Source organism: Methylomagnum ishizawai (assembly GCF_019670005.1).
GTDB lineage: Bacteria > Pseudomonadota > Gammaproteobacteria > Methylococcales > Methylococcaceae > Methylomagnum > Methylomagnum ishizawai.
On the sequence record NZ_AP019783.1, the window covers coordinates 4,242,085 to 4,267,784 of the forward strand.

Below are 25,700 nucleotides of genomic sequence, written 5' to 3' on the forward strand. Positions count from 1 at the left end.
CTTGTAGCCCCGCCCATGCCGACCCCGGACCTTCGCCAGTTCAACACCCTGCTGCCGGAATTCCGCGCCGATCCCTATCCGCTGTATCGGCAGACGCGGGAGCGGTTTCCGATCTTCTGGAGCGAGGCCGAAAACGCCTGGGTGCTGACGCGCCATGCCGATGCGCTGGCGGTGTTCGGCAACCCCCGCTTCCTCAACGCGGAACTAGGGCAGATCGTCGGGCGGATGGCGGATGCCTTGGGCCAGGATTTGCCCGGGTTGTTCGCCTTGTTCGACGCCCTGCCATTCTTGCGCAACCCACCCGCCCACAAGCCCGGCCGTCATTTCCTGGCGCGGGTGCTGGCTTTGCGGCCATTGGCCGCCTACGAACAGGAGATCGCCGCCATCGTCCAGCGGCTACTCGCGCCGCTGGACCGCGATGGCGGCATGGACCTCGCCATCGACTACGCCGAACGCCTGCCGCCTTTGTTCATGGGCGGATTGTTCGGCCTGGGCGAAAGCGAATCCCTGTTCCTGGCGCGCACGCTGAGCGGGGTCGCCGCCACGCTCGACCGGGGCCAACCCATGCGGGTTTATCGGCAACTGAACCTGCGGCTCATGGAAGCCTACGAACTATTGCGGGAAGAATTCGCCCAGCGGCGGCGGGTGCCACGGGACGATGGCCTATCTTTGATGCTCGCCCTCGGCGAGGCCGAATACGCCCTGGGGGAAAACCAACTCGCCGCCCATGCGGTGGCCCTGTTCCTGGTCGGATTCGAGACCACGGCGGCCCTGATCGGCAACGGCTTGAACTTGCTGTTGGCGCATCCCGGACAACGCCGGCAGATCGCCGCCGCGCCCACCCTGCTCGACGCGGCGGTGGAAGAAACCGCGCGCCTCGAACCGCCCATCCAGCAGACCTCCCGCTATGCGTCCGAGGCCTGCCCCCTGGCCGGGCACGAAATCGAAGCGGGACAACGGGTGCTGTTGCTGATCGGCGCGGCCAACCGGGACCCCGCGGCCTATCCCGAACCCGACCGCTTCCGGCTGGACCGGCAAGGGCCGCCCAACCTGACCTTCGGCAGTGGCCGCCATGCCTGCCTCGGAACCCAAATCGCCAAGCTCGAAGCCAAGCTGGCCTACGCCGGGATACTCGACCGCCCCGGCCTCCGCGTCCGGGGCGGGCCGCCGGAATGGTGGCCTTGCCAGAGCCAGCGCCGCTTGAAAAGCCTCCCCGTGGCGCTGGCCTAGGCGCCTTGTTTCACCCACCCTTTGCCCCAGGAGTTATTTATGACGCAAGCGTCCCAAGTCCATCAATGGATGATCGGCTATCTTGGCGAACTGCTGGACCTGCCGGAAGCGGACATCGATCCCGCAGCGCATCTCGCCAATTACGGACTGGATTCCACCGATGTCATGGTGATCGCGGGCGCGTTGGAAGAACAATTCGGCTTGGAGGTGGACCCCATCTTCTTCCTCCGCAACGCGACGGTCCAGGACATCGTGAACGACCTCAAGAGCAGCGGTATCGTCGGCTAGGCACGGGCGCATCCCCGCATGGGCCGGGCAGGCCCAGCCCTTCTCCCTCCCCCCAGCCCAACCCGCGGAGTTTCGGATATGAACGCCTCCTACGATATCAGCCTCGTGGTCATCAGTTTCAACATGGCCCGCGAACTGCCACGGACGCTGCATTCCCTCAGCCCGCGCTACCAGCGGGACATCCGGGCCGAAGACTACGAGGTCATCGTCATCGACAACGGCTCCCGCGAGCCTCCATCCGCCCAGGATTTCGCCGGCCTCGGGATGAACCTGAAGGTGTTGAGCCATGCCGAACCCACCCCGTCGCCGGTCAACGCCATCAACTACGGCCTCTCGCTGTGTTCGGCCCCCCTGGTCGGCGTGATGATCGACGGTGCCCGGCTGGCGTCCCCAGGGCTGTTGGCGGCTTGCCGACAAGCGGCCCGGCTCCATCCCAGGCCGGTGGTGGCGACCCTGTCCTTCCATCTCGGGCCGGGTCTGCAATGGATCACCATGCAAAGCGGATACGACCCGACCTGGGAGGATCGCTTGCTCGCCAGCATCGACTGGCCCGATGACGGCTACCGGCTGTTCGAAATCGCCCCGGCCTCGGAAAACGCCCCCAAAGGCTGGTTCGGGCCGCTCAACGAAACCAACGCCTTGTTCATGCCGCCCAGCCTCTGGCAAGAACTCGGAGGATACGATCCGGCCTTCACCGACCCCGGCGGCGGCTATGCCAATCCCGACCTCCTGTGGCGGGCTTTGGACTTGCCGGACACCCGCCAGGTGGTGGTGCTGGGCGAGGGCACCTTCCATCAATACCACGGCGGCATCGCCACCAATTCGGGCGGCGAAGGCCAACGCCGCCTGAAGGAAATGAGCCGGACCTACTACCGCCTCCGCCGCAAGCCCATCAAGGTGCCGGATGGCGAGCGGACCTATTTCGGGCCGGTGTCGAAAGCGGCGACGGCGGCCTATCGGCGGGCGTTGGGCGGCGGCGGCATGGTCTCGGCGACGCCCTACCCTTCGACCGCTGCCGGTCCGGTCCAAACCAGCAGCCGCTACGTGGATTTGCTTAAAAAAACCCTGCTGAACGAAACCGGGATCGAAATGGAGGCCGCGCTGCGCGTCGCGCAGGAGATGCGGCAAATCCCGCCGGACTTTTGGCGTGAGGTGCTATGCGACCCGCCCGGAAAACTCAGGCTTCCCCTGGACGACATCAAAAACAAGCGGATGCAAGGGCAGGATACCGATGCCTTCAAAGCGGTGGTCCCGCTCGCCTACACCATGATCGGCCGCAGGCGCTTGGATCATTTGGAAGCCTGCGTCGGCACCGTGCTCGACGAGGAAGTGCCGGGCGATTTCATGGAATGCGGGGTTTGGCGGGGCGGGGCCTGCATCCTCATCAAGGGCATGCTGGCCGAACGGGGCATCACGAACCGTTTGGTGTGGCTGGCCGATTCCTTCGACGGCCTGCCCCCGCCCCGCCCCGGCGTGGACGACGCGCTCGACCTCTCCAAGGCCCGCTATCCCCTGCTCGCGGTGTCCCTGGACCGGGTGCGGGCCAATTTCGAGACCTTCGGGCTGCTGGACAGCGGCGTCCGCTTCCTGCCCGGCTGGTTCGAGGACAGCCTGCCGACGGCCCCGGTCGAACGGCTGGCCCTGTTGCGCATCGACGGGGATTTGTATAGTTCGACCCTGGATGCGTTGAGCCATCTGTATGGGCGCGTCGCCCCCGGCGGGTTCGTCATCGTCGACGACTACGGTGCCTTACCCCAATGCGCCAGGGCCGTCGATGAATTCCGGGCCGGACTCGGCATCGACGAACCGCTGCGCATGATCGACTGCTACGGCGCGTTCTGGCGCAAAACCCGATAACCCCCACCACAGGAACGCGGCACCATGCATCATTTTTGGCCGACCCTCATCAAGCCGCTGTTGGACCTCCTCAGCCCCCGCCGCCTGATCGAAATCGGCGCGGGCGATGGCCGGAACAGCCGCCAAATCGCCCGCTGGGCTTCCAGCTGCCAAGCCCATTGCGACTTGGTCGATCCAGCCCCGTCCTTCGACCTGGAAGGCTTGGCCGCGCGCCACCCAGGGCGGGTCGTGGCCCATCGCCGCCGCAGCCTAGACGTCCTGGACCGGCTGCTTCCGGCCGATGTGGTCCTGATCGACGGCGACCACAACTGGTACACGGTCTACCACGAGCTGATGACGATCTATGGCGATGCGGCGTCCTTGCCGGAGCAGGCCCCGGTCGTGCTGTGCCATGACGTGGGCTGGCCCTATGGCCGCCGCGATTTGTATTACGATCCCGCCAGCATTCCCGAAGCCCACCGCCAACCTTGCCGGGTCGGGGCGGTCAGGCCGGATGCCACCGGAATCGCCAGGCTGGGACTGAACCCCGGCTTTTGCCACGCGGAACAGGAAGGCGGTCCGCGCAACGGGGTCCGCACCGCCATCGAAGACGCCCTGCAAGGCCGGACCGAAGCGTTCAGGACCGTGTGGATTCCGATTTTCCATGGATTGGCGATCCTGGTGCCCAAGCCCTGGTTGGAGCGCCATCGGGAACTCGGCGCATGGCTGGACCGCCTGGAACCCGGCCCGGCCTTGCGGGGCCTGTACCAGCGCGCGGAATACGAGCGCTGCCTGGGCAACATCGACCGCTTGTTCCTCCAGGGTTTGCGGAGCGATGCCCAGCCCACCGGCGATAACACAGCCGGGCGGCCGTTCACGACCAGCTTGCCGGACGGGTTGGTGAAGACGATCCAGCAGGGCACACTGGAATATCGCTATAAGGGGTTGAAGATGGTGCTGAACCCCTTCGATCTGGCGAATTATTTGGCCTTGCTGGACAAGCTCAGACCCGCGACGATATTCGAGATCGGCGTATACGAAGGGGGCCGGAGCCTTTGGCTGGCCGATAATCTGGCCGCCCTGGGGATCGATGCCCAAATCATCGCGGTCGATCTGGCACCGCCCGCCGATCTCGGGAACGACCGGGTCCGCTGCTTGACCGGCAACGCCAGGCACCTGGCCGATGTACTGACGGCGGCGGAACTGGAAGCCTTGCCTCATCCCTTCCTGGTGATCGAGGATTCGGCGCACGATTTGGAAACCTGCGCCCAGGTGCTGGACTTCTTCCACGGATACCTTCGATCCGGGGATTACATCGTGGTGGAGGATGGCATCCTGCACAGCTTGATGGAACCGGATGCCGCCGAGCCGGCACTGGCGCCGCCTTCGCTGGCGGTCGCGGGTTTCCTGGAAACCCATGGCTCCGACTACGCCATCGATACGGAAAGCTGCGACCGGTTCGGGTTCAACGCGACCTTCCAGCCCAATGGCTGGTTGCGGCGGCGCTAACGCATTTCCGGTTGGGGACTCATCCGTAGGGCGGGCATGTTCCCCGCCCACGCCGGCCGCAACCGGGACCGGATGGAAAACCTCCCGGTCAAAGACGGATCGGGAAAACACCGCCCGGGCGGGTGTTCTGGCCATCCTCGCCGAAAAAATCCACCATGAATTCCCGGTCCAGGGGACAGGCGGAGCAGACAGGTATCCGGCCACGGTCCGTCACCAAATCGTCCATCAGCTTCCGGCGGGCGGCTCCCATGACGATTTGGCTGTAGCGCTGTTCCTTGAGATTGCCGATCACGGGAGCGTCGGGGTGCATGCAGCAGGGAACCACGCTGCCATCCCAATCGACCCCGAGGAAGGCACGGTTCTCGAGGAAGAAACACAGGCCTTGCCCCGATCGCGGGGGATTCGCTTCTAGGCGCACCGCATCGGGGAGGGGCAGCCAGGGGCGGAACTGCGGGGTCCAGCCCAAGGGGCCGAGAATATCCCGCCACCGCGCCTGCCCGGCCGGGTCCGTACAGATCGTGCGCGTGATGAGCGCCACGCCGGGGTCGAGCCGGTCACGGACCTCCCGCGCCCTGGACAGGAAATCCATGAGCCTGGACCAACGGCCCGGCGGCCTCAGGCGTTCATAGTCCTCCGCCGTGCCATCGCCGTCGCAGCTCACCACCAGCCGCGTCAACACCCCGGCGCGGATCGCGGCCTCGAAGGCGTCCCAATCCACGGTCTGGGCGTTGGTCGATATTTCGACCTGCCGCGCCTGCCAGGACTGTTCCGGTATCCGCGCCAACAAGCCCGCCAAGTCGGGATGCAGCAACGGCTCGCCAAACTTGAAAAGGCGGAACAGGCCGATCTTCTTCACATCCAGGTTGCGCAGGCAGCGGTCGAAATCGGCTATCGATATCCTGTCCACCTTCGGTTTCAAAAGGGAATTCGGACAACCCACGCACCGCAATTGGCAACCATGGACGACATCGAAAGAAATAACTGGAATGCTCAGGGGAACGGCTGGAGTCATCATAGCGATATCCGGTTTCGGCGATAGGGTTGGCCACCCAGGCCGCATCGGGGCGGGGTGCGGCCCCGCTAGCGCGATGCCTCACCGGGCTCCCCCGTCTGGAGCAGCAGGGCGTCCAGATGGGCGCGGTAGCCGGGTTGGGCGGGGTCCAGTTCGGTGGCCCGCTTGGCGGAGGCGACCGCCTCCGCCAAGCGGCCCTGGCGGGCCAGTGCCCGGCTCAGGTCGTGGTGGGCGCTGGCGAGGCCCGGATCGAGTTCGATGGCCCGGCGCAGGTGGCTTTCGGCGTCCGCCCAGCGATCCTGCCGCACCGACAGGTTGCCCAGATGGGCAGGGTAGCCGGGCTTCCAGGGGTCGAGTTCGATGGCCCGCCGGGCGGAAGCGACCGCCCCGGCCAGCTTGCCTTGGCGGGCCAGCACCCGGCTCAGGTCGTGGTGGGCGTTGGCCAAGCCCGGATCGAGTTCGACGGCCCGGCGCAGGCAGCCTTCGGCGTCCGCCCAGCGGTCCTCCCGCGCCGACAGGTTGCCCAGATGGACATGATAGCCGGGCTTCCGGGGGTCCAGTTCGACGGCCCGCCGGGCGGAGGCGACCGCCTCGGCCAGCCGGCCCTGGCGGACCAGCACCCGGCCCAGGTTGTGGTGGGCGTTGGCGAAACCGGGGTCCAGTTCGATGGCCCGGCGCAGGCAGCCTTCGGCGTCCTGTAGGTGGCCTTGCCGGGCCAGCACATCGCCGAGCTTGACCAGGGCGCCGGGATGGTCCGGGAAGCACCGCCGGTATTTGCGGCACAGCGCGTGGGCGGTGTCCAAATCGCCTTTATCGACGTGGATGTCCACTTCCAGCACCAGGAAACCACCGTCGTCGGGCGCCATCTCGGAACCCCTCCGCGCATAGCCCAAAGCCTCTTCATAGGCTTTGAGGGCGCGGCTGGCCCGGATCGCGCCGCGTAGCGCGTCGAGCAGGGCGGGCGACAACGCCAAGGCTTGGTCGTAAGCCGCTTTGGCGCGCTCGAAGTCCCCGGTTTTTTCCCACAGTCCGCCGAGGTTCGCATAAGCCAGGGCCGATGGTTGGCGGGCCAGGGCTTGATCGAAATAATGGATCGCCGTATGCCAATCGCCGCTTTGCTTGGCCAATTCACCCAGGGCGGTGTTGATATCCGGATTCCCAGGGCTGAGGGCCAGGGCATTGAGGTATTGGGCCTTGGCCTCGTCCCAGCGCTGCTGACGCAGCAAAGCCTCCCCCAGGCATTGATATACGCTGGGGATTCCATCCAGGGCTTTGTAATAGCCGGAAATAGCCTGCTCGAAATCGCCCTCGTGAAAGGCGCGATGAGCCAGCACCAGCGCGTCGGGAAGCCTCGGTTCGGCGATGGCGGGCCGCGCCGGGAGCGAGGGCGGGTCGGCCCGGCCGGGAACCGGCGCCACCAAGGCGGGTTCGTCCAGCCCCGCACCGGACTGGACGGAAACCGTGCATTGGCCGGTCTCCCTCCCCAAGTCGCCGAACCAGAACGACCCTTCCTTCACCAAATCGACTTCCAGGCGATACCGCCCCGGTTCTTCCGGGACTTGGACCACGAGTTCCAGTTCGACGGCGGCGGCGGCCGGAATATCCCCGTCCAGGGCCGTGCGCCCATCCAGCCAGCGCAACAAGCCGCCCTGCGGGTCGCGCCAATGATTGGCCACCCAGATTTGGCTGAACCGGGTGGCTGGGTAGGGAATGGAACCCCGGTTGCCCAGTGTGACCGGGAGCCGCAAGCGTGTCCCCGGACGCGCTTCCAGATATCCGGGCACACCGATGTCGATCCGGCAGGTGGGTGCCGCGCAATCGCCGGAGCGGCGCAGGGCGTCCGGCAAGATTGTTTCGAGCCGTTCCACCAAGCCCGACACGGCGGGTTCCTCGAACGCCTTGCCGTGGCCACCGGGGATGGAATCGACAGTGTAGTCCAGGTAGCAATCCTCCCATGCCGCCGCGGGGTCGTGGAAACGCTTGTAGGGATTTTGCGCCTCGTCGTGTTGGCTGACGATGAGCGCGACCCGGCCCGCGTAAGGCAGGGGCGGCAGCGGGTTCAACAGGATCAGCGCCGCCACCCGCAGGTCCAGCCGCATGAGGTTCTCGGCGATGCGCTGCGCGATATAGCTGGCTTGGCAGTTGCCGGCGACGAGGTAAGGCCCGGGCAGGTCCAGCGCCAGGATTTCCTCGGTGTAGCAGTCGGCGATATGGCGGATATTGGCCTGCGAGTATTGGAACACCATATGCCCGGAGCGCATCCCATAGAGCGGCTGGTCCGGCCCGAGGCGGGCGGCCAGTTGGCTGAACTCCCGGTAGCCCTGGAAACACCACAGCAAGGCATGGCGGCGACCTTCGGTGTTCAAACCGAATACCAACCCGCCCGGGCTGATCTGCTCCCCCCGCCACCAGGGCGCGACGACCGAAGCCAATCTTTGGCGTATTTCAAGCTGGGTTGCGGATGGAACCATGGCTTCGGGATGACCGCTGGAGGATGGGCCTGGAAGATGCCGGGCGGTCCGTATACTTCCGGGCCGGGCCTGGGCCGGGCGACCCGGTCTAGATAGCGTAGCCTAGAAGGCAAACCCTGCAACCGGGTCCGCGGCCGCGACCCGGACAATCGCATGGATGGCCATCGGCGGGTGCCTTCGGACCGGGCGCGCCAGGCCCAGCGACCGTGCCAGGAACCGGTACGCGCCCTATTTCCCGATCACCTTCTCCAAATCCGCCTTGGCGTCGTTGGCCTGCTCGATGGCGGATTGGGTATTGTGGGAATGGGCGCTCTTCTCGGCGGCTTGCAGGTTTTCCAGCGCGTCGATGACCGCCTGGGCTTTTTCCTTGGGGATTTCCTTTTCCGCCACGGCGGCCTTGATTTCGCGGAGGGCGTTTTCCGTATGTTGGGCCACGGTGTCGGAATCCTGCGCGTCGGCGGCCGCTTCGGTATGCTCAAGGGCCGCGTCCATGTGTCCACCCGCCCAGGCCGGCTGGGTACCCAACCCTATGGCGGCGGCGCAAAAGCTGGCGATGTATCGCGTTGTTCGGGTCCGCATGGTGCTTCTCCATGGGCGAATGAAAAAACCCGCGTACCGGGGGCTTGGGCGGTGGCGATCCAGGACGCTCCGAACCAAGGCGGCGGGCGCTTGTCAATGGCTAGTCTAGCTCCCCGCGCACGGGCGTGTAACCCCGTTCCCAAATCCCCAGCCCATCCCGTGCTATGTTTTCTAGACCGTGGCTTCAAGCGATTCCGCTCCATCGCCAGTCCTTTCGGCCCCCTCACGCCCGGCCCGCATCCCGCCACCCCCCGCGCATACCCGATATAATCAAGACGCAGCCAAAGCGCTGTCCCCCGGCCCCTACACGAAATACACATCATGCAGCACTTCACAGACAATACGCCCCTCGTCAAAGGGCACCCTCCCCCCGGTCCCGAGGGCGGCGGGTCCGCACAGGCCATGCCGTTCGACGGGGAAACCCTCGGCCCGCAGATCATCGCCCACCTCCAGGCCGGCGTGGCCGTCCTCGACCTTGGCCTGCGCTACCGGGTATGGAACCGCTATATGGAAACCCTGAGCGGCCTGCCCGCCAGCGCGGTGCTGGGCCGCCATCCGGGCGAGGTGTTCCCATGGATGCGCGACGCGGGCATCGTCGCCGGGCTGGAACGCTGCCTGGCCGGCCAATGGATCCGCCAACCCGACACCCGGTTCGTTCCCATCGCCCAGGACCGGGAAACCTGGGTGGCGGGCTGGTCGGTGCCGCTGCGCGACGGACAGGGCCGGATCGCCGGCGTCCTGAACTGCGTCCAGGACGTGACCGAGCGCCGGCGGATCGAAACCCGCCTGAACGAGCAAGCCGGGCAATTGCACACCGCCGACCGCCGCAAGCATGAATTCCTGGCGATGCTGGCCCACGAACTCAGGAATCCGCTGGCCCCGATCCGCCACGCCGTCGATATCCTCAGGCGGACGGAGGCCGACCCGGCCCTGGCGGCGCGCTACCGGGAGGTGATCGGCCACCAAGTCGAGCATCTGGCGCGGCTGGTGGATGATTTGCTGGAGATGTCGCGGCTCGACCTGGGCAAGATCGGACTGCGCAAGGCGCGGGTGGCGGTGGCGGACATCGTGGCGCGGGCCATGGAAACCAGCGCCCCGCTGATCGAAGCCCGGCACCATACCCTGTCGGTGGAACTGCCCGCCGAACCGCTGTGGGTCGAGGGCGATCCCCTGCGCCTGGCCCAGGCGGTCGCGAACCTGCTGGACAACGCCGCCAGATACACCGACGCGGGCGGGCATCTCGGGCTGGGCGTCGAAGCCCTGGGCGACCAGGTTTCCATCCGGGTGCGCGATAGCGGGCGCGGCATCGACCCCACCCTCCTGCCGGAATTGTTCGAGCTGTTCTTCCAGGCCGGACGCGGCCTGGACCGCACCGAGGGCGGGCTGGGCCTGGGCCTGTCGCTGGCCCGGCGCTTGGTGGAAATGCATGGCGGCAAGCTGCGGGCTTTCAGCGCGGGTCCGGGCCGGGGCAGCGAATTCGTCATCAGCCTGCCCCGGCGGGCGGCCCCGGCGATCCCGTCCGGCGCGCCGCCCCGGCCCGAAGCAACGCCACGCCACCTGCGCCTGCTGGTGGTGGACGACAACCACGACGCGGCGGAAAGCCTGGCCTTGCTGCTACGGCTCGATGGACACGAAGTGCTGCTCGCCCACGACGGGGCGCAGGCCGTGCCCCTGGCCCTGGCCGAAAATCCCGAAGCCGTGCTGCTCGATATCGGCCTGCCCGGACTCGACGGCTACGAAGCCTGCCGACGGATGCGGGCGGGCGGGCTCAAGGACACGCTGATCGTCGCGGTCACCGGCTACGGCCAGGAAGAGGACCGCCGCCGTTCGCGGGAGGCGGGCTTCGACGCGCACTTGGTCAAGCCGGTCGACCAGGCGGCGATCCAACCCTTGCTCGCGGCCAGGGGAGCCGTGGGCTAGCCCGTTGCGCGACCGGGCGCGGGGCGGAACCCGGCTTGGTGTAAAATCGGGCCGCCCGCTTCCCGGCCCGCCATAGGACAAACCCCCCATGCCGAAATCCGCCCTCCCCGCCCTGCTCGCGCTGTTCCTCGCCGCCTGTGCCGAGAATCCCCTGCGGGCGGATTCCTCCCCCGCCTTCCTGGCCGGCTATAACGATGGCTGCGCCACCGGCAGCGCCCGGCTCGACCCCAAAGCGCCGCCCCAAACCACCGTCCTGAACAAAAACCGCTACAACTCGGAACCCGATTACGCCAGCGGCTGGCAGAACGGCCTGCGCGAATGCGACGGGACCCACCTGACGGACAATCCCAACAATCCCAACGAACAGGTCGATATTTTCGGGCAGGACTGGTACTAAACCGCCGCTTCCCGCCCCAGGCTGGCGATATCGATCACGAAGCGATAGCGCACATCGCTACGCAACATGCGCTCGTAGGCCGCGTTGATATCCTGAATATCGATCAGTTCGACATCCGCCGCCACGCCCGTCCCGGCGCAGAAATCCAGCATTTCCTGGGTTTCGCGGATACCGCCGATCAAGGAACCGGCCAGGCGCTTGCGCTTCATGATCAAGGCCGGGGCGGCCAGCAGGGTCGGTTCGGGCACGCCGACCAGGACCATGGTGCCATCGCGGCGCAGGAGGTTGAGATAGGCGTTGTAATCGTGCGCCGCCGACACCGTGTCGAGGATGAAATCGAAGCGCCCGGCGTTCTGGACGAAGGCTTCCGGGTCGTGGGTCGCGACGAAAGCGTCGGCCCCCAGCCGCTCGGCATCGCCGCGCTTATCCGGCGAATGGCTCAAGACGGTCACATGCGCCCCCAGGGCCTTGCCGAATTTCACGCCCATATGGCCGAGGCCGCCCAGGCCCAGCACCGCCAGCCTGGACCCCGCCACCACCCCGAACCGCCGCAGCGGCGAATAGGTGGTGATCCCCGCGCACAGCAAGGGCGCGGCCCGCGCCAAGGGAATCCCGTCGGGGATGCGCAGCACATAATCCTGGTCCACGGTGATGCGGGTGGAATAGCCGCCATAGGTCGGCTTACCGTCGCGCTCCTGGCCGTTATAGGTGAAGGCGATGCCGCCGTCGCAGAATTGCTCCTCGCCCGCCACACAGGCTTCGCAGACGCGGCAGGAATCGACGAAACAACCGACGCCGACGTTGTCGCCGACCCGCCATTCCTGGACCCCGGACCCGACGGCGGCGACCCGCCCGACGATCTCATGCCCCGGCACCATGGGGAAGACGGCCCCGCCCCATTCGTCGCGGGCCTGGTGGATATCAGAGTGGCAGACCCCGCAATAGAGGATATCGATCAAGACATCGCGCGGCCCCGGCTCGCGGCGCTCGATGGCGAACGGCGCCAAGGGGGCTTTGGCGTGGGCGGCGGCATAGGCGGGTGTTTTCAGCATGATGGCGACCTCGACAGGTTGGAAAACTCAAGGACACGGACGGCGCGGCCCCAGGCCCGCGCCCCGGACTCAAAACGCCAGCGCCAAGCCCAGCATCCCCAGCACCGAGGGCGTGAACCGCGTGGTGCCGCCGCTGGCCTGGCCGTAGACCGAAAGCCGCCGGTTCACCGTCCAGACGAACCCGCCGCCCACGGCGTTCTGGTGGAGCTGGCTGTTGCCGGTGCCGAACACGACCTGGGCATTGGGCAGGCGCGGCAGGGTCATGGCGTTGTAGAACCCATGCACGAACACGGCGAAATCCTTGTTGAACAAATCGCGCTGCAAGCCCCATTGGAAGCTGAATTCCCAATCGTTGTTGCCGGCGGCGTCCTGCACGCGGGTCGCGCCCAGGTTGTATTCCAGGTCGATCTCCCAGGGCAGGGATTGGTCGAAATTGAAGGTGAACGAAGGCTGGGTGCCGCCATTGAACTCGGCGCTGCCGAGCCACTGGGTCTGGATATAGGCTTCGAAACCGGCGGCGGGCAGGAAATAATCCTGCTTCTCCGTCCACATTTGGATTTTGGTATCGAAGGCGAGGGGCGAGAAACCCCAGCTGGACGCGGAACCCCCGATCCAACTCACGCCGTTGCCGAACAGGCGCAGTTCGATATCGTCGGTCGCGCCATAGCGCAGCAGGAACTCCGCGTTGTACTGGGCCGGGCTGAACTTGCCCGCCGAGCCATAGTAGGTGAAGGGCGAGAATTCCACATAGGCCCGCCCTTGCGGCAAGGTGAAGGCGCTGTTGGGGAAATTAGCGAGGTCCGGGCCGGGGTTGGCGATATCCGGCTCCGAGCGCCAGCGCTCGATGTTCTCGGGCAAACGGGCGCGGGAACGGTTATAGCGCCCCTTGAAGAACTCCTCCTTGGCCTGGTCGGCGCGGCGGTCGGCATAGGCGTCGAACCGCCGGTAGCCATCGAAGCCGGCACGGGGAGTCGAACCATCCTTGGTTTTTTTCCAGAACAGGTGCCGCGCCAGGAACCGGCCATATTCGCGGAATTTCTCGTAGGGCAGGTTGGCCTGGGGCAAGGGCGGGAGGGCCGGTTGTGGAGCTTCCGCCGTTGGAGCGGGATTCGCGGCCTGGGGTTGCAAAGGAGCGCATCCCGGCAAGGCGGCCAACACGGACGCCAGCAGCGCCCAGCGCACGGGGGCGGCGACCGGAATGGCGGCGGGGGGCGGATGGCGCATGGCGGCGGCCTCGCGGGTGGGGTTGGGCTATTTGACCAGGGGTATTTCTTCCGCGATACCGGCCTCGACGGAAAAATAGATTTTGCTCTCGATCTGATAATAACGGGCCAGCTTCTTGGCCGGCAGGGCGCGCTCGAACTCCGGGTAATATTGCTTCATCAGGTGGAAACGCTGCTCGGTCAGTTCGATACGGTCGCGCATGAACTTCTTCGCCTCGGCCTCGGACATATCGTCGTAATTCTCGCCGAACTCGGCGATGCTGGCCCGGCGGCGCTCGATCAAAACCCCCGTCGCCCGTTGGTAGCGTTCGTACAGCGGCCAGAACCGCGCCGCCTCGTCCGGGGTGAGCTGGAGATTGGCTTCGATCAGATCGCGGCGCTCCTGGTTGAAGCGGACGGCGGCCTGGGCCAATTCTGGATCGACCGCGCCTTCTTCCGCCCCGGTGGACATGGCCAGGGCCAAGCAACCCGCGGTCAAGATAATACGCCCGGCATGTTTCATCGGCACTACCCTCTCAATGTTGGCAAGTGGGACACCAATAGGTCGCCCGCTGCCCCAGCCGTTCCAGCCGGACCGGGGTGGCGCAGGCCCGGCAGGGTTCGCCCGCCCGGCCATAGACCCGCAAGGTCTGTTGGAAATAACCGGGATGGCCGGCCTCGTTGACGAAATCGCGCAAAGTCGTACCGCCCTGCGCTATCGAAGCCGCCAGCACCTCGCGGACGGTGGCGGCCAGCCGCTCATAATCCGCCAAGGATACCCGCCCGGCGGCGCGGGTGGGCAGGAGACCGGCCATGAACAAGGCTTCGTTGGCATAGATGTTCCCGACCCCGACCACCACATGGCTGTCCATCAGGAAAGCCTTGACCGCCGTATTGCGCCCTGCCGCCCGCCGGTGGAGGTAGGCCCCGCTGAAATCCGCCTCCAAGGGTTCCGGTCCCAGCGCGGCCAGCAAGGGATGGGCGTGGGGATCGGCCTCGGTCCACAACAGGCAACCGAAGCGGCGCGGATCGTGGAAGCGCAGGCACAGGCCGTTGCCGAGGACCAGATCGAAATGATCGTGCTTGCGGGGCGGTAGGGCGGGATCGCAGACCCTGAGGCTGCCGGACATGCCAAGATGCAGGATCAAATACCCCGCCGCCGTGTCCAGCAGGAGGTATTTGCCGCGCCGCCTGACCGCCGCCACCGCCAAGCCGGGTAGCTTGTCCGGCAAATCCGGCGGGATCGGCCAGCGCAGCCGGGATTCCCTGACCACCAGGGCCACGATGCCCTGCCCCAGCGCATGGGGTTCGATGCCGCGGCGGGTGGTTTCGACTTCGGGCAATTCGGGCATGGCTATTCTTCGCCCGATGAATCCGTGGAATCATCGTCGGCCTCGCCATGACCATGGCCTTCGGCCCCGCCATCGTCCTCGCCCGCCGCGCCTTCCTCGTCCATGTCGGGATAGCCGGGGTCGGACTCCTCGTCCCCGCCGCCCCCCTTGGCATCGGGCTGGCCCGCCACCGGGGCCGGTTTCGGCAGGTTCAGCAATTGGCGGGCGGTCTCGCCGGTCAGTTCGTATTGCAGGCCCAGGTCGGGCCGGGCCAGGACCGGATCGGGTTCGCGGCGGACAATGACGAACTCGACCGGATTGCCCTCCGCCAAGCCGATCCGCACCGGATCGCCCTGGGCGGGTTGTTCCAGGCGGCGCACATCGATGGCCCGCGCCGTGGCCCAGAGGGTCGCCAGTTCCGGGAGGTCCGAGCGGTTGTTGGGCGCGGATTCCTTGGTCCATTTGCCGTCCGGCCCCAGCGCGGCCTTGAGTCCCGGCACCAGGATCTCGCGGACCTTGGCGTTCTCGGGCAGCAGTTTCTTATCCACGTAATCGGTGGCGGCGGCCTGCAAATGGTGGAAGAAATTATCGTTGACCAAGTGCAAAGTCTCGCCCACCCGCACATAGCGCCGCATATCGATGGGATCGGAACCGCCGAAAACCAGGGTGGTCCCGCCCAGGATCAAGCTGGCCTTGGGCTTGTCCAGTTCGAACTTCTGGAGTTCCTCCGGTTTGACGGGATAGGCCGCCTCGCTGTTGGACCGGGCGATATCGATGAGCTGGCGCACCCGGATTTCGTTGGCCGGGGCTTGGATGGGCGCGGTCAAACGCCAATGGCCGTCCTTCTTCTCGAAGACGATGGTTTCCTTGTTCTGGAGCGTGATCTTGTCCAGGGCGGCCTCGTCCACCGGGGCCAGCGCCTGGCTTTCCGCCGCTTCCTTGCCGGGTTCGAGGATCGCCAACACGCCCAGGATGGCGACGATCACCAACAACGCCAGGTTCAAGAACATTCTCGATTTCATGTCAGCGTCTCCGGCGCTTGAACCAGATGGTCGCCCCCGTCCCGATCAGGATCAGCGGCAGGATGAACAGGAAACCCACGGCGATGGCACCGGACGCGAGGGGGGCGAGGTCCAGTTTGCTATCGGGGGCGACCTTGGCCGGGATGTTGATGAGGCTATCGCTACGGCCCAGCCATTGCAGGATATTCAAACCCAAATCGAGGTTGCCGCCATTGCCCAGATAGGCATTGGACAGGAAATCGCCGTCGCCTACCACCACGATGCGCTGGTTGATGGGCGGCGCGGGCGGTTCCTTGGGGGTTTCGGCGGTTTTTTCAGCTTCCGGCTGGGCTTCGGGTTTGGCTTGGGTCTTGGGCGTGGATTTGGCCGGTTTTTCCGGGCCGGGTTTTTTGCCGGTGGACGGGGCCGGCGCTTCGACCTTGGCCGGAGGTTCGGGCTGGGCCGGGGTTTCCGGCTTGGGCGGCGCGGGTGGCTGGACTTGCCGGGTCAGGGTATAGCCGATATCCAAGGGACCGGAACGCTCGCCCTTGGCCGGCTCGAACAACACCTTGCCCTTGACCTCGCCGGTTTCGGTCCAGGAACGCGGCAAGGTGCTGAGGAAGGCTTCCTTCTCGAATTCGCCGTCTTCCTTGGCTTCGAGGGCGGTGGCGACGGGGAACACCGTCATTTCCTCGAAGCCCTGGGTGATGGGGTTGGGCGGATATTCGGCCACCAGGGCGAAGGTGGGATCGTCGATCCCCAAGACCTGGGTGGAGGCATCGACCACGACACCGGGCAGGAACGACACCCCCAGTTGCGCGGCCAACGCCTGCAAACCGTGCTGCTCGCCGGGATCGACCAACCACAACAGATTGCCGCCTTTTTTGACATAGGCGTCGAGTTGCTTGAGTTCGCCGGGCAACAAATCGACACGGGGACCGGCCAGCACCAACACATCGGTGTTGTCGGGAATATCCGGCGTGACCGCCAGATTCAGCAGGGACACCACCAAGCCCTTGCGCCGCAGTTCGTCGCCGAACTGACCCAGGTCGTGGTTGGCCTCGCCCTGGGGCGAGCGCTCGCCATGGCCTTCCAGGAACACCACATGGCGCTCCTCGGGCGTCGCCAAGCGTTGCAAGGCGTTGGTCAGGCTGGTTTCGGCGGGCTCCTGGATTTTCTCGGTGCGGCCCTGGTATTCGACGATCAACTCGCCATCCACGCTGATGCCGAGTGCTCGCACCTTGTCGGGCTGGGTGTCGGGGTTGACGAAATCCAGGTTCAAATCCGGCTTGAAGCGGCGGTAGCGCCCCACCTGGTCGGCGATGCGCTCGCGGAGTTGGGGATTCTCGCGGGCGTAGGCGGTCACCGTGACCGGGCCCGGCAGCAGGTCCAGCACCTTGCGGCTGCCTTCCGACAAGGTGTGGCGATGGCTGGCGGTCCAATCGAACTGGGCCGTATAGCGGGTGCTCAACCAGCCCACCAAGCCCACCACGGCCAGGAACAACAAGGTGAACAACAGGTTCTGTAGGCGCAGTTCGAGATGGGTTTTGCGGTTGATCTTCATTTTTGCAGGCGGTCGTTATCCAGGGTGTGGACGCTCAACACCAGGAAGGTGAGGATGAACAGCAGGAAATACACGAGGTCGGTGGTCGAAACCAAGCCTTTCAACAAGGCTTCGTAATGGCGCAGCAGCGACAGATATTCCAACACCCCGCCCGCGCCGCGCTCGGTCCAATTGATGATCCACAGCAACAGCGATACGCCGAAGGTGACGACGCCGGCCACGGTCGGCTGGCTGGCGAGGGCCGAGATATACAGCCCCACCGCCGCCAAGGACGCCAGCAATAACAACAAGGCCAGGACGCAAGCCGCCAGTTTGCCGGGGTCCAAGGTGCCGCCCAGGAACAAGGACAAAGGCATCAGCACCAGCAAACCCACCACGCTGAACAACAATCCCAACACGCCCAGGTATTTGCCCAACACGATCTCGGTGATGGACACCGGCGCGGTGAACAGCAGGCTCAAGGTGCGGTTGCGGCGCTCCTCGCTGATGAGGCGCATGGTGAGGAGCGGGGTCACGAACAACAGGATCACCCCGGCGTTGCCGAACAAAGGCGCGACCACCAGGTCGGTGACACCGGGCGCGTCGGGCATCCCGGCGATACGGGCCTGGAGGTCGAGGTAGTAATCCAATTGGACCAGGAACATGAAGGCCAGGATGATCTGGATCACGCCCAGGATCGACCAGGCCAGGGGCGATAGGAATAAGCTGCGGAACTCGCGCTCCGCGATGGTGAAGGCCATCATAGGTCGGATTCCTCCGGGTGCGGCTCGGTCAGGACGGCGTGTTGGGTGATATCGATGAAGATTTCTTCCATGCTCAAACGTTCGGGGCTGATGGAAATCAAACCCGCGCCCTGTCCGACCACGATCTCCGTGACCCGCTCGGCGGGGTTCTTATCCTTGTCGTGATAGATGCGGTAGCGCCCGCCGCCCAGGTCGTCGATGCGCTGCACGCCATCGACGAAGCGCAGGCGTTCCAAGTCGGGCGCGCCGCGGGTTTCCATGATGAGGCTGGACGCCCGCATCCTTTGGGTCAGGCCGTCGATGCTGTCGTTCATCACCAACTGGCCTTGATGGATGATCTGCACCCGGGTACAGGATTCCTGCACCTCGGGCAGGATGTGGGTGGAAAGGATGATGCCATGGTCCTGGCCGAGTTCGCGGATGAGTCCCCGGATTTCGCGGATTTGGATCGGGTCGAGGCCGACCGTGGGTTCGTCGAGGATGATGACGGCGGGATTGTGCAAAATCGCCTGGGCGATGCCCACCCGCTGCTGGTAGCCCTTGGACAGGTTGCCGATCAAGCGCCCGCCCACATCGATCAGGCCGCAGCGCTCCTTGGCCTGGGCCACCGCCGTTTTGAGCTTGACCCCCGCGAGGCTGTGGAGCCTGCCGCAGTATTCCAGGAATTCGTCGACGGTGAGGTCGCGGTAGACCGGCGGCACTTCCGGCAAATATCCCAGTTCGCGCTTGGCTTCCTTGGGGTTGTCGAGGATATCGACGCCATTGATGAGGATTTGGCCGGAAGTCGGGGCGAGGTTGCCGCAGATCATCTGCATGGTGGAGGACTTGCCCGCGCCGTTCGGCCCGAGGAAACCCAGGATTTCGCCCTTTTCCAGGGTGAAGCTGACATTGTTCACGGCGCAATGCTCGCCGTAATAGCGGTAAAGCTGTTCGACTTGGATGAGGTGGGTCATCGTGGCGGGTTCGCGGTCAGAAGAAAATGGAGGGGCCCAGGCACCGACGTAGCGCCGGGTAAGATACAAAAATTCTTCCGGGAGGTACAAATGGCGGGGCGGGGTGGGGTTGCCCGCACCGCCCGGCGTTTTTTCATTCCGTCACGCTGGAACTCCAAAAGGCTTGGTTCACGCCCTCGCCGGCCGCGAGTTGCTCGACCACCCGTTCCAATTCATCGGCATCCACCGAAAGCGGCAACAGGGTGGCGAAGATTTGCACGTCGTTCCCCGCGAAGGGACGGACCTCGAAATCGCCCGCCGGATACCGGGCCGCTTCCAACAAGGCTTCCAAATGCTGGCGGACGCGGCGCTGGTCCTGGCGGTTGCAGATGACGCAGACGGAATAGCTGGCCTCGCCGGTTTTCCCGTCGATGGGGGCGCGGTCGATGCGGTTGACCAGGGGCCGTAGCCAAGTATTCCCGCCCAGCACGAACAAGGTGGCGCACGCCGCTTCCAGCAAGAGATCGGCCCCGGCGCAGGCCCCGACCGCCGCCGAACCCCACAGGGTCGCCGCCGTGTTCAAGCCCCGGATATTGGCGTCCCCCTTCATGATGGCCCCGGCCCCGAGGAACCCCACCCCCGACACCACATAGGCGGTGATATGCACCGCCCCCTCGTGCCCGGTCAGGCGGTTCGCCATATCGACGAAGGCCGCGGCCCCGACCGCCACCAGCACATTGGTCCTGAGCCCGGCGGTACGCTGGCGGTATTGGCGTTCCAGGCCGATCAAAGCGCCCAGCACGAAGGCCGCGGCCAGGCTGATAAGGGTATCGAGCAAGGAATTCAGGTTGATGTTATGGATGGCTTCCAAGGAACGCCAATCGAAGTCGCGGATGAAACCCATGGCCGGGATCGCCTCCTATGTTGAAACAAAACCAATGCGTATGCCCCGGCGCGGACGGCCCACACCAGAACGGGGAGTATTCGCATAACCACGGGATAGCCCGACCGCCTCCCCTCCGGTTGGCCCACCCCGCAGCAATTATAAATTTGACCGCCTCCCACAATGACTGTACATAAGCCGGGGGATTGGCGACGGACCCGGTGTATGGGTCGAGACAGCCCGGCCCGGCCCCGGCCCATTCCCAGCCTGACTCTATTCACGCACGGTTTCCGTGCATCCAAATCAATAATCGATAAGGAGGAGAGTTTTCATGCGAATTGGGGTACCCAAAGAAATACACGCCGGGGAAAAGCGTGTGGCGACCGTGCCGGAAGTGGCCGAGAAACTCATCAAGCTCGGGTTTTCCATCACGGTGGAATCGGGGGCGGGTGTCGGGGCCAATTTCTCCGACGAGTGCTACCGGGAAGCCGGGTGCGAAATCGCCGACAGCGCCGACGCGGTGTGGGGCGAATCGGATGTGGTATTGAAGGTGCGCGGCCCGCAGCCCGCGGAAGTCGAAAAACTCAAGGCAGGCGGGCACCTCGTCAGCTTCCTCTGGCCCGCCCAGAACCCGGAACTCTTGGAAAGCCTCGCCGCCAAGCAGGCCACCGTGCTGGCGATGGACGCGGTACCGCGCATCTCCCGCGCCCAGAAGCTGGACGCCCTGAGTTCCATGGCGAACATCGCGGGCTACCGCGCCGTGGTCGAGGCCGCCCACCAGTTCGGGCGCTTCTTCACCGGCCAGATCACCGCCGCGGGCAAGGTGCCGCCGGCCAAGGTGTTCGTGATCGGCGTGGGTGTGGCGGGACTCGCCGCCATCGGTGCCGCCAATGGCCTGGGCGCTATCGTCCGCGCCTGCGACACCCGCCCGGAAGTGAAGGATCAAGTGAAATCCATGGGCGCGGAATGGGTGGAGCCGGACTACAAGGAAGACGAAGGCGCGTCGGCCACCGGCTACGCCAAGATCATGAGCGAAGCCTACCAAAAGGCCCAGCGCGAAATGATCGCCCGCCAATGCATGGACGTGGACATCGTCATCACCACCGCGCTGATTCCGGGCAAGCCCGCGCCCAAGCTGATCACCGCCGGAATGGTCGAATCGATGAAGCCCGGCAGCGTCATCGTGGACCTCGCGGCGGAACAGGGCGGCAACTGCGAGCTGTGCGAACCGGGCCAGATCGCGGTCAAGCACGGCGTCAGCATCATCGGCTACACCGACCTTCCCAGCCGCCTGGCCCGCCAATCCTCCACCCTCTACGCCACCAACCTGCTGCGGCTCCTGGAAGAACTCTGCAAGGAGAAGGACGGCAACGTCAGCGTCAACATGGACGACGAGATGATCCGGGGCGCGACTGTGGTCAAGGACGGCTCCATCACCTGGCCGCCACCGCCGATCTCCGTGTCCGCCGCGCCCAAGGTCGGGGCCACCGCCGCCCCGCCCGTCGCCAAGAAGGAGGAAAAGAAACCGCTACTCCCGGCCTGGGCCTCGACCACGCTCAATGTCGGGCTGGCCGCGCTGGTGTTCTGGTGGGTCGGAGCCAACGCCCCGGCCAGCTTCCTGTCCCATTTCACCGTGTTCGCCCTGGCCTGCTTCGTCGGCTACATGGTGATTTGGAACGTCACCCCGGCCCTGCACACTCCGCTGATGAGCGTCACCAACGCCATTTCCAGCATCATCGCCATCGGTGCCTTGATCCAGGTTTCCTCGCCCGGCGCGTTCATCCTGATCCTGGCGGGGCTGGCCATCGTGCTGACCTCGATCAATATGGCGGGCGGCTTCTGGGTTACCCAGCGCATGCTCAGCATGTTCAGAAAATAAGCGGAGTCCCCCACAATGTCTGAAGGTTTGGTAACAGTCTCCTATATCGCCGCGACCATCCTGTTCATCCTGAGCCTGGGCGGTCTTTCCAACCCGGAAACCGCAAGGCGCGGCAACCTCTACGGCATCCTCGGCATGGCCATCGCCATCCTGGCGACGGTCACGGGGCCGAAGGTCACCAGCTACGTGCCCATTGTCATCGCCATGGCCATCGGCGGCGGCATCGGCATCTACGCCGCCAAGAAGGTCAAGATGACCGAAATGCCGGAACTGGTGGCGCTCATGCACAGCTTGGTGGGCCTCGCCGCCGTGCTGGTGGGTTATGCCAACTACATCGACCCGACCGCCGCCCTCTCCGGCGCGGAGAAGACCATCCACGAGGTGGAAATCTATGTCGGCGTCCTGATCGGTGCCGTGACCTTCTCCGGGTCCGTCATCGCCTTCGGCAAGCTCTCGGGCAAGATCGGCGGCAAGCCGGTGTTGCTCCCGGCCCGCCATTTCCTCAACTTGGGACTGCTGGTGCTGGCGATCCTGCTGGGCAAGTGGTTCCTGGGCTTCGAGAACCATGCGGGCCTCGTGCCGCTGTTGCTGATGACCGTGGTTGCGCTGGCTTTCGGCGTGCATATGGTGATGGCGATTGGCGGCGCGGATATGCCGGTGGTGGTGTCGATGCTGAACAGCTATTCGGGCTGGGCGGCTTCGGCCACGGGCTTCATGCTGTCGAACGACCTCCTGATCGTGACGGGTGCCTTGGTGGGTTCTTCGGGCGCGATCCTGTCCTACATCATGTGCCGCGCCATGAACCGGCATTTCATCGCGGTTATCGCGGGCGGCTTCGGCACCGGCGGCGGCACGGCTCCGGCGGCGGGCGCACAGCCGCAAGGCGAAGTGCAGCCGATCAACTCGGAGGAAACCGCCGAATTGCTGCGGAATGCGTCCAACGTGGTGTTGGTGCCGGGCTACGGCATGGCGGTGGCGCAGGCCCAGCACACGGTGTACGAAATCACCAAGCTGCTGCGCGAGAAGGGCGTGAACGTGCGGTTCGCCATCCATCCGGTGGCGGGGCGGATGCCGGGGCATATGAACGTGCTGCTGGCTGAGGCGCGGGTGCCCTATGACATCGTGCTGGAAATGGACGAGATCAACGAGGATTTCCCGGAAACGGACGTGGCGATGGTGATCGGTGCCAACGACATCGTGAACCCCGGTGCCCAGGAAGACCCGAACAGCCCCATCGCCGGGATGCCGGTGTTGGAGGTGTGGAAGGCCAAGACTTCCATCGTGATGAAGCGGTCGATGGCTTCGGGTTATGCGGGGGTGGACAACCCGCTGTTCTATAAGGAGAACAATAGGATGTTGTTCGGGGATGCCAAGAAGATGTTGGATGAGGTTTTGAAGCATCTTCAGGGTTGAAACTAAAACCCACGCGGGGCCGGATGCCCTGCGTGGGACCGTTCCACAGGGAACCAAACAACCACCGGCTGAAGCCGGTGGTTGTTTAATGGTGCATTTCGCAAGGTTTGGCGCATTTAGAGATACTATCTCACCTCTTCGGCTTTTATATAACCTTCACGCCAAGTATGAGACTGCAAAGTGAAAAAACCAACAAAAGATATAAATGACTGGAGACTACAAGCTTATAGTGAACTAGCGGAAGATTGGGTTTCCCCTTGGACTGGTGAAGTTTTTGGAAAGGGTTCTCCTGTAGTACTAACCGCCCCCATAAAGTTAAGAAAAGACAAGCACCTTAATATACCAATCCCTAATGCTTCTGCAAGCTGTTTAAATATATCAAAAAAATGCTGGGATGAAGCCAAAGATTTAAGGCTATCTGCAAACATAGACTCCAGCCTAAAAAAACAACTATACTTTCCAACAGATGAAGAAGCAATAAATTATATTGAGTTAATAATGCAGTCCATAGTGTTTTCTTTCACCGCTATAGAGTCGTTTGTCAATGAGTTAATTCCAGACAGCCATCAATATATAAAACAAACAAAAAACGGACCAAAACCATACACTAAATCCGAAATAGAAAGATATCTATCAATAGATGAAAAAATTGGTGAAGTCCTTCCCACCGCTTTAAATGTGGCATCACCAAAAGGAAAACATAAATCGTGGAATGAACTTCAAAAGCTTAAAAATATAAGAGATCGATTAATCCACATGAAAAGTGAAGATCGACGTCATACTAACCCAGATCAAAAAACTCTCTGGGGAGAATTAGTAAAAGCAGAGCCACCCTATCGAGAAGCCTTTTCTGTTATCCAATATTTCATAGAAAAAGCCAATCTTAGCTTTAGATGGTATAACTTAGGAAAAAGCTTTTTTTCAAAATAAGCCAGCTCGTAGGGCGGGTTAGCACAGCGTAACCCGCCATATTGTTTCCGCCCGTATGGCCACTTTCACGGAGGAGAAACTTTATGCTCAGTGATCGCTTGAAAAACCGGCTGATGCGGGAACGGCCCATGGTGGCCGTGAGCCTGCAACTCCCCGCCGACGTGGTGAAATCCATGCAGGCCATCGCCCCGCTGCATGGGTTTTCGGATTACAAAACCCTGTTGAAATCGTATATTAGCGAGGGATTGCGCCGTGACGAAGCGCGTAGCCCCATCGCGACCGTCCTAACCTATCGTAGGTAAAGCCCATGCCCCAATCCCCCCTAACCTTCCTCGAAGGCCGCATCACCATCGACCCCGCGCTTTGCAACGGCAAACCCACCCTACGCGGCAAGCGGATCAGCGTGCAAACCATTTTGGATTTCCTCGCGGCGGGCGACTCCGAGCAGGAGATACTGGAGCAATATCCCAGCCTAGAACACGATGATATACAAGCGTGCCTGCGTTTCGCCGCTTTATTGATGAGCCAACACTATTCGCTATCCAAGGTCGCATGATGGCGAAATTCCTGATCGATGCGAACCTGCCTTATCGCTTTTCACTGTGGCATGGACCAGATTAATAACGCCCAAAGATTTTTTACAGCAATATGGATTAATCCCATGACCACACTCAGCTTGGAACTGCCAGAATCCCTACACCGGAAAATGCTGGAACTTGCCCACAGCGATGGAATATCAATGCATCAATTCGCCGCCACCGCCATCGCGGAGAAAATCTCGGCCTTAACCACCCAGTCTTACCTGGAAGAACGGGCCAAGCGCGGTAGCAAGGAAAAGTTCTTACAGGCGTTATCCAAAGTGCCTAATACCGAACCGGAGGAGTTCGACAGGCTATAACCGCAACCTATCCCATTCCACTTCGACAGCTCAAAAAATCCCATGGACGCCATCACCACCCGCCAAGCCAGCCAAAACCTCGACGGCCTGATCACGAAGGTCATCGCCGATATCGAACCCACCATCGTTTGCGGCGACAACGGCCAGAAAGCCGTGCTGATGTCGCTGGACGAATTCAACTCCTGGCAGGAAACCCTATATCTGCTTTCCAATCCCGCCAATGCCGAACATTTACGCAAATCCATTGCGGAAGCCCAGGCCGGGCGGGTTGCCGAAAGATCATTGATCGAGCCATGAAACTGACATTCACGGAAAGTGCATGGTCCGACTATCTCTGGCTACAAGAACACGACAAGGATTTACTCAAACGGACCAACGCGCTCATCAAAGATGTCTTGCGAAGCCCATTCGAGGGCATCGGCAAACCGGAACCTTTGAAAGCCAACCTATCCGGTTAGTGGTCGCGGCGGATCAATTCGGAACATCGCTTGGTTTACGAAGTTTCCGAAGGCGCGATACTTATCGTTTCCTGTCGATTCCATTACCGGAAATAGGACCGTAGGGCGAAATAGCCGGTACTCCGGCGTATTCCGCCGCATGGATGGAATCTCCACATCCGGCGCGATACGC

General features: G+C 63.7%; 25 protein-coding genes and 1 pseudogene. 14 read left to right on the forward strand and 12 right to left on the reverse strand.

The genetic code is table 11. The features are described from left to right. Nucleotides 1-15: 15 nt before the first annotated feature. From K5658_RS19105 to K5658_RS19120, 4 genes are all read left to right on the forward strand, one after another. Nucleotides 16-1,230: a cytochrome P450 gene (locus tag K5658_RS19105; protein ID WP_221064661.1), complete on the forward strand. Its 1,215-nt coding sequence runs from the start codon at nt 16-18 to the stop codon at nt 1,228-1,230. A gap of 39 nt (nt 1,231-1,269) precedes the next feature. Then, nucleotides 1,270-1,518 carry an acyl carrier protein gene (locus K5658_RS19110; protein ID WP_221064662.1) on the forward strand — a complete coding sequence of 83 codons (249 nt, stop codon included), beginning with the start codon at nt 1,270-1,272 and terminating at the stop codon, nt 1,516-1,518. Between the two features lie 78 nt (nt 1,519-1,596). Next, nucleotides 1,597-3,375, forward strand: coding sequence for a TylF/MycF/NovP-related O-methyltransferase (locus K5658_RS19115; RefSeq protein WP_221064663.1), 1,779 nt, complete (start codon nt 1,597-1,599; stop codon nt 3,373-3,375). Nucleotides 3,376-3,399: 24 nt separating this feature from the next. Then, nucleotides 3,400-4,863 carry a CmcI family methyltransferase gene (locus K5658_RS19120; protein WP_221064664.1) on the forward strand — a complete coding sequence of 488 codons (1,464 nt, stop codon included), beginning with the start codon at nt 3,400-3,402 and terminating at the stop codon, nt 4,861-4,863. An 88-nt stretch (nt 4,864-4,951) separates the two neighbouring features. Here K5658_RS19120 and K5658_RS19125 read toward each other — a convergent pair whose 3' ends face one another. The 3 genes from K5658_RS19125 to smbP all read right to left on the reverse strand — a co-directional run bounded on the left by K5658_RS19125 (nt 4,952) and on the right by smbP (nt 8,925). Beyond that, nucleotides 4,952-5,923, reverse strand: a complete 972-nt coding sequence (locus K5658_RS19125; protein ID WP_343223274.1) for a radical SAM/SPASM domain-containing protein — start codon at nt 5,921-5,923, stop codon at nt 4,952-4,954. Nucleotides 5,924-5,943: 20 nt separating this feature from the next. Continuing rightward, nucleotides 5,944-8,241: a tetratricopeptide repeat protein gene (locus K5658_RS19130; protein ID WP_221064666.1), complete on the reverse strand. Its 2,298-nt coding sequence runs from the start codon at nt 8,239-8,241 to the stop codon at nt 5,944-5,946. A gap of 333 nt (nt 8,242-8,574) precedes the next feature. Continuing rightward, entirely contained in the window at nt 8,575-8,925 is a 351-nt protein-coding gene (gene smbP, locus K5658_RS19135) for a small metal-binding protein SmbP (protein ID WP_221064667.1), read from the reverse strand. A gap of 321 nt (nt 8,926-9,246) precedes the next feature. Between smbP and K5658_RS19140 the strand changes: the two genes are divergently transcribed. Both K5658_RS19140 and K5658_RS19145 read left to right on the forward strand, forming a co-directional pair. After that, on the forward strand, nt 9,247-10,845 hold the full coding sequence (locus tag K5658_RS19140; RefSeq protein WP_221064668.1) for a hybrid sensor histidine kinase/response regulator: 1,599 nt from the start codon (nt 9,247-9,249) through the stop codon (nt 10,843-10,845). A gap of 88 nt (nt 10,846-10,933) precedes the next feature. Continuing rightward, a complete protein-coding gene (locus K5658_RS19145) occupies nt 10,934-11,242 on the forward strand; it encodes a hypothetical protein (protein ID WP_221064669.1) in 309 nt (102 codons plus the stop codon). Here K5658_RS19145 and K5658_RS19150 read toward each other — a convergent pair. The 9 genes from K5658_RS19150 to K5658_RS19190 all read right to left on the reverse strand — a co-directional run bounded on the left by K5658_RS19150 (nt 11,239) and on the right by K5658_RS19190 (nt 19,971). Then, the gene (locus K5658_RS19150) at nt 11,239-12,294 is read right to left on the reverse strand and encodes an NAD(P)-dependent alcohol dehydrogenase (protein WP_221064670.1); all 1,056 of its coding nucleotides are present in this window, start codon (nt 12,292-12,294) and stop codon (nt 11,239-11,241) included. The two genes, K5658_RS19145 and K5658_RS19150, sit on opposite strands and share 4 nt — an antisense overlap. 69 nt (nt 12,295-12,363) lie before the next feature. Continuing rightward, nucleotides 12,364-13,518 carry a transporter gene (locus K5658_RS19155; RefSeq protein WP_221064671.1) on the reverse strand — a complete coding sequence of 385 codons (1,155 nt, stop codon included), beginning with the start codon at nt 13,516-13,518 and terminating at the stop codon, nt 12,364-12,366. A gap of 27 nt (nt 13,519-13,545) precedes the next feature. Then, nucleotides 13,546-13,995 (reverse strand): hypothetical protein, encoded by a 450-nt coding sequence (locus K5658_RS19160; protein ID WP_221064672.1) that lies wholly within the window; start codon nt 13,993-13,995, stop codon nt 13,546-13,548. A gap of 37 nt (nt 13,996-14,032) precedes the next feature. Further along, nucleotides 14,033-14,848 (reverse strand): bifunctional DNA-formamidopyrimidine glycosylase/DNA-(apurinic or apyrimidinic site) lyase, encoded by an 816-nt coding sequence (gene mutM, locus K5658_RS19165; protein WP_221064673.1) that lies wholly within the window; start codon nt 14,846-14,848, stop codon nt 14,033-14,035. Nucleotides 14,849-14,850: 2 nt separating this feature from the next. Further along, nucleotides 14,851-15,849 (reverse strand): DUF4340 domain-containing protein, encoded by a 999-nt coding sequence (locus tag K5658_RS19170; RefSeq protein ID WP_221064674.1) that lies wholly within the window; start codon nt 15,847-15,849, stop codon nt 14,851-14,853. Nucleotide 15,850: 1 nt separating this feature from the next. Then, a complete protein-coding gene (locus K5658_RS19175) occupies nt 15,851-17,392 on the reverse strand; it encodes a DUF4350 domain-containing protein (RefSeq protein ID WP_246628506.1) in 1,542 nt (513 codons plus the stop codon). Then, nucleotides 17,389-18,135 carry an ABC transporter permease gene (locus tag K5658_RS19180; protein WP_221064675.1) on the reverse strand — a complete coding sequence of 249 codons (747 nt, stop codon included), beginning with the start codon at nt 18,133-18,135 and terminating at the stop codon, nt 17,389-17,391. Before K5658_RS19180 ends, K5658_RS19175 begins: the two co-directional genes overlap by 4 nt. Continuing rightward, the gene (locus K5658_RS19185) at nt 18,132-19,088 is read right to left on the reverse strand and encodes an ABC transporter ATP-binding protein (protein ID WP_221064676.1); all 957 of its coding nucleotides are present in this window, start codon (nt 19,086-19,088) and stop codon (nt 18,132-18,134) included. The genes K5658_RS19180 and K5658_RS19185 overlap by 4 nt, the downstream gene beginning before the upstream one ends. Nucleotides 19,089-19,221: 133 nt before the next feature. Beyond that, nucleotides 19,222-19,971, reverse strand: a complete 750-nt coding sequence (locus K5658_RS19190; protein WP_246628507.1) for an MgtC/SapB family protein — start codon at nt 19,969-19,971, stop codon at nt 19,222-19,224. A gap of 310 nt (nt 19,972-20,281) precedes the next feature. On the opposite strand from K5658_RS19190, the gene K5658_RS19195 reads away from it, so the two are divergent. The 8 genes and pseudogenes from K5658_RS19195 to K5658_RS19230 all read left to right on the forward strand — a co-directional run bounded on the left by K5658_RS19195 (nt 20,282) and on the right by K5658_RS19230 (nt 25,624). Beyond that, a complete protein-coding gene (locus tag K5658_RS19195) occupies nt 20,282-21,829 on the forward strand; it encodes a Re/Si-specific NAD(P)(+) transhydrogenase subunit alpha (RefSeq protein WP_221064677.1) in 1,548 nt (515 codons plus the stop codon). Nucleotides 21,830-21,844: 15 nt separating this feature from the next. After that, nucleotides 21,845-23,242 carry a Re/Si-specific NAD(P)(+) transhydrogenase subunit beta gene (gene pntB, locus K5658_RS19200; RefSeq protein ID WP_221064678.1) on the forward strand — a complete coding sequence of 466 codons (1,398 nt, stop codon included), beginning with the start codon at nt 21,845-21,847 and terminating at the stop codon, nt 23,240-23,242. A 180-nt stretch (nt 23,243-23,422) separates the two neighbouring features. Further along, nucleotides 23,423-24,172: a hypothetical protein gene (locus K5658_RS19205; RefSeq protein ID WP_221064679.1), complete on the forward strand. Its 750-nt coding sequence runs from the start codon at nt 23,423-23,425 to the stop codon at nt 24,170-24,172. A gap of 83 nt (nt 24,173-24,255) precedes the next feature. Beyond that, on the forward strand, nt 24,256-24,474 hold the full coding sequence (locus K5658_RS19210; protein ID WP_221064680.1) for a hypothetical protein: 219 nt from the start codon (nt 24,256-24,258) through the stop codon (nt 24,472-24,474). 5 nt (nt 24,475-24,479) lie between these two features. Continuing rightward, entirely contained in the window at nt 24,480-24,728 is a 249-nt protein-coding gene (locus K5658_RS19215) for a DUF433 domain-containing protein (RefSeq protein WP_221064681.1), read from the forward strand. 105 nt (nt 24,729-24,833) lie between these two features. After that, nucleotides 24,834-25,070 (forward strand): CopG family transcriptional regulator, encoded by a 237-nt coding sequence (locus K5658_RS19220; RefSeq protein ID WP_085215732.1) that lies wholly within the window; start codon nt 24,834-24,836, stop codon nt 25,068-25,070. A 42-nt stretch (nt 25,071-25,112) separates the two neighbouring features. Continuing rightward, nucleotides 25,113-25,367 (forward strand): type II toxin-antitoxin system Phd/YefM family antitoxin, encoded by a 255-nt coding sequence (locus K5658_RS19225; protein WP_221064682.1) that lies wholly within the window; start codon nt 25,113-25,115, stop codon nt 25,365-25,367. Next, nucleotides 25,364-25,624 (forward strand): annotated as a pseudogene (locus K5658_RS19230) (Txe/YoeB family addiction module toxin). The gene K5658_RS19225 and the pseudogene K5658_RS19230 overlap by 4 nt, the downstream one beginning before the upstream one ends. The last annotated feature ends 76 nt before the right edge of the window (nt 25,625-25,700 follow it).

Coding starts and splice junctions, on each gene's coding strand:
- K5658_RS19105 (WP_221064661.1), top strand. CDS start 16: ATGCCGACCCCGGACCTTCGCCAGTTCAACACCCTGCTGCCGGAATTC.
- K5658_RS19110 (WP_221064662.1), top strand. CDS start 1,270: ATGACGCAAGCGTCCCAAGTCCATCAATGGATGATCGGCTATCTTGGC.
- K5658_RS19115 (WP_221064663.1), top strand. CDS start 1,597: ATGAACGCCTCCTACGATATCAGCCTCGTGGTCATCAGTTTCAACATG.
- K5658_RS19120 (WP_221064664.1), top strand. CDS start 3,400: ATGCATCATTTTTGGCCGACCCTCATCAAGCCGCTGTTGGACCTCCTC.
- K5658_RS19125 (WP_343223274.1), bottom strand. CDS start 5,923: ATGCGGCCTGGGTGGCCAACCCTATCGCCGAAACCGGATATCGCTATG.
- smbP (WP_221064667.1), bottom strand. CDS start 8,925: ATGCGGACCCGAACAACGCGATACATCGCCAGCTTTTGCGCCGCCGCC.
- K5658_RS19140 (WP_221064668.1), top strand. CDS start 9,247: ATGCAGCACTTCACAGACAATACGCCCCTCGTCAAAGGGCACCCTCCC.
- K5658_RS19145 (WP_221064669.1), top strand. CDS start 10,934: ATGCCGAAATCCGCCCTCCCCGCCCTGCTCGCGCTGTTCCTCGCCGCC.
- K5658_RS19150 (WP_221064670.1), bottom strand. CDS start 12,294: ATGCTGAAAACACCCGCCTATGCCGCCGCCCACGCCAAAGCCCCCTTG.
- K5658_RS19155 (WP_221064671.1), bottom strand. CDS start 13,518: ATGCGCCATCCGCCCCCCGCCGCCATTCCGGTCGCCGCCCCCGTGCGC.
- mutM (WP_221064673.1), bottom strand. CDS start 14,848: ATGCCCGAATTGCCCGAAGTCGAAACCACCCGCCGCGGCATCGAACCC.
- K5658_RS19170 (WP_221064674.1), bottom strand. CDS start 15,849: ATGAAATCGAGAATGTTCTTGAACCTGGCGTTGTTGGTGATCGTCGCC.
- K5658_RS19175 (WP_246628506.1), bottom strand. CDS start 17,392: ATGAAGATCAACCGCAAAACCCATCTCGAACTGCGCCTACAGAACCTG.
- K5658_RS19180 (WP_221064675.1), bottom strand. CDS start 18,135: ATGATGGCCTTCACCATCGCGGAGCGCGAGTTCCGCAGCTTATTCCTA.
- K5658_RS19185 (WP_221064676.1), bottom strand. CDS start 19,088: ATGACCCACCTCATCCAAGTCGAACAGCTTTACCGCTATTACGGCGAG.
- K5658_RS19190 (WP_246628507.1), bottom strand. CDS start 19,971: ATGGGTTTCATCCGCGACTTCGATTGGCGTTCCTTGGAAGCCATCCAT.
- K5658_RS19195 (WP_221064677.1), top strand. CDS start 20,282: ATGCGAATTGGGGTACCCAAAGAAATACACGCCGGGGAAAAGCGTGTG.
- pntB (WP_221064678.1), top strand. CDS start 21,845: ATGTCTGAAGGTTTGGTAACAGTCTCCTATATCGCCGCGACCATCCTG.
- K5658_RS19210 (WP_221064680.1), top strand. CDS start 24,256: ATGCTCAGTGATCGCTTGAAAAACCGGCTGATGCGGGAACGGCCCATG.
- K5658_RS19215 (WP_221064681.1), top strand. CDS start 24,480: ATGCCCCAATCCCCCCTAACCTTCCTCGAAGGCCGCATCACCATCGAC.
- K5658_RS19220 (WP_085215732.1), top strand. CDS start 24,834: ATGACCACACTCAGCTTGGAACTGCCAGAATCCCTACACCGGAAAATG.
- K5658_RS19225 (WP_221064682.1), top strand. CDS start 25,113: ATGGACGCCATCACCACCCGCCAAGCCAGCCAAAACCTCGACGGCCTG.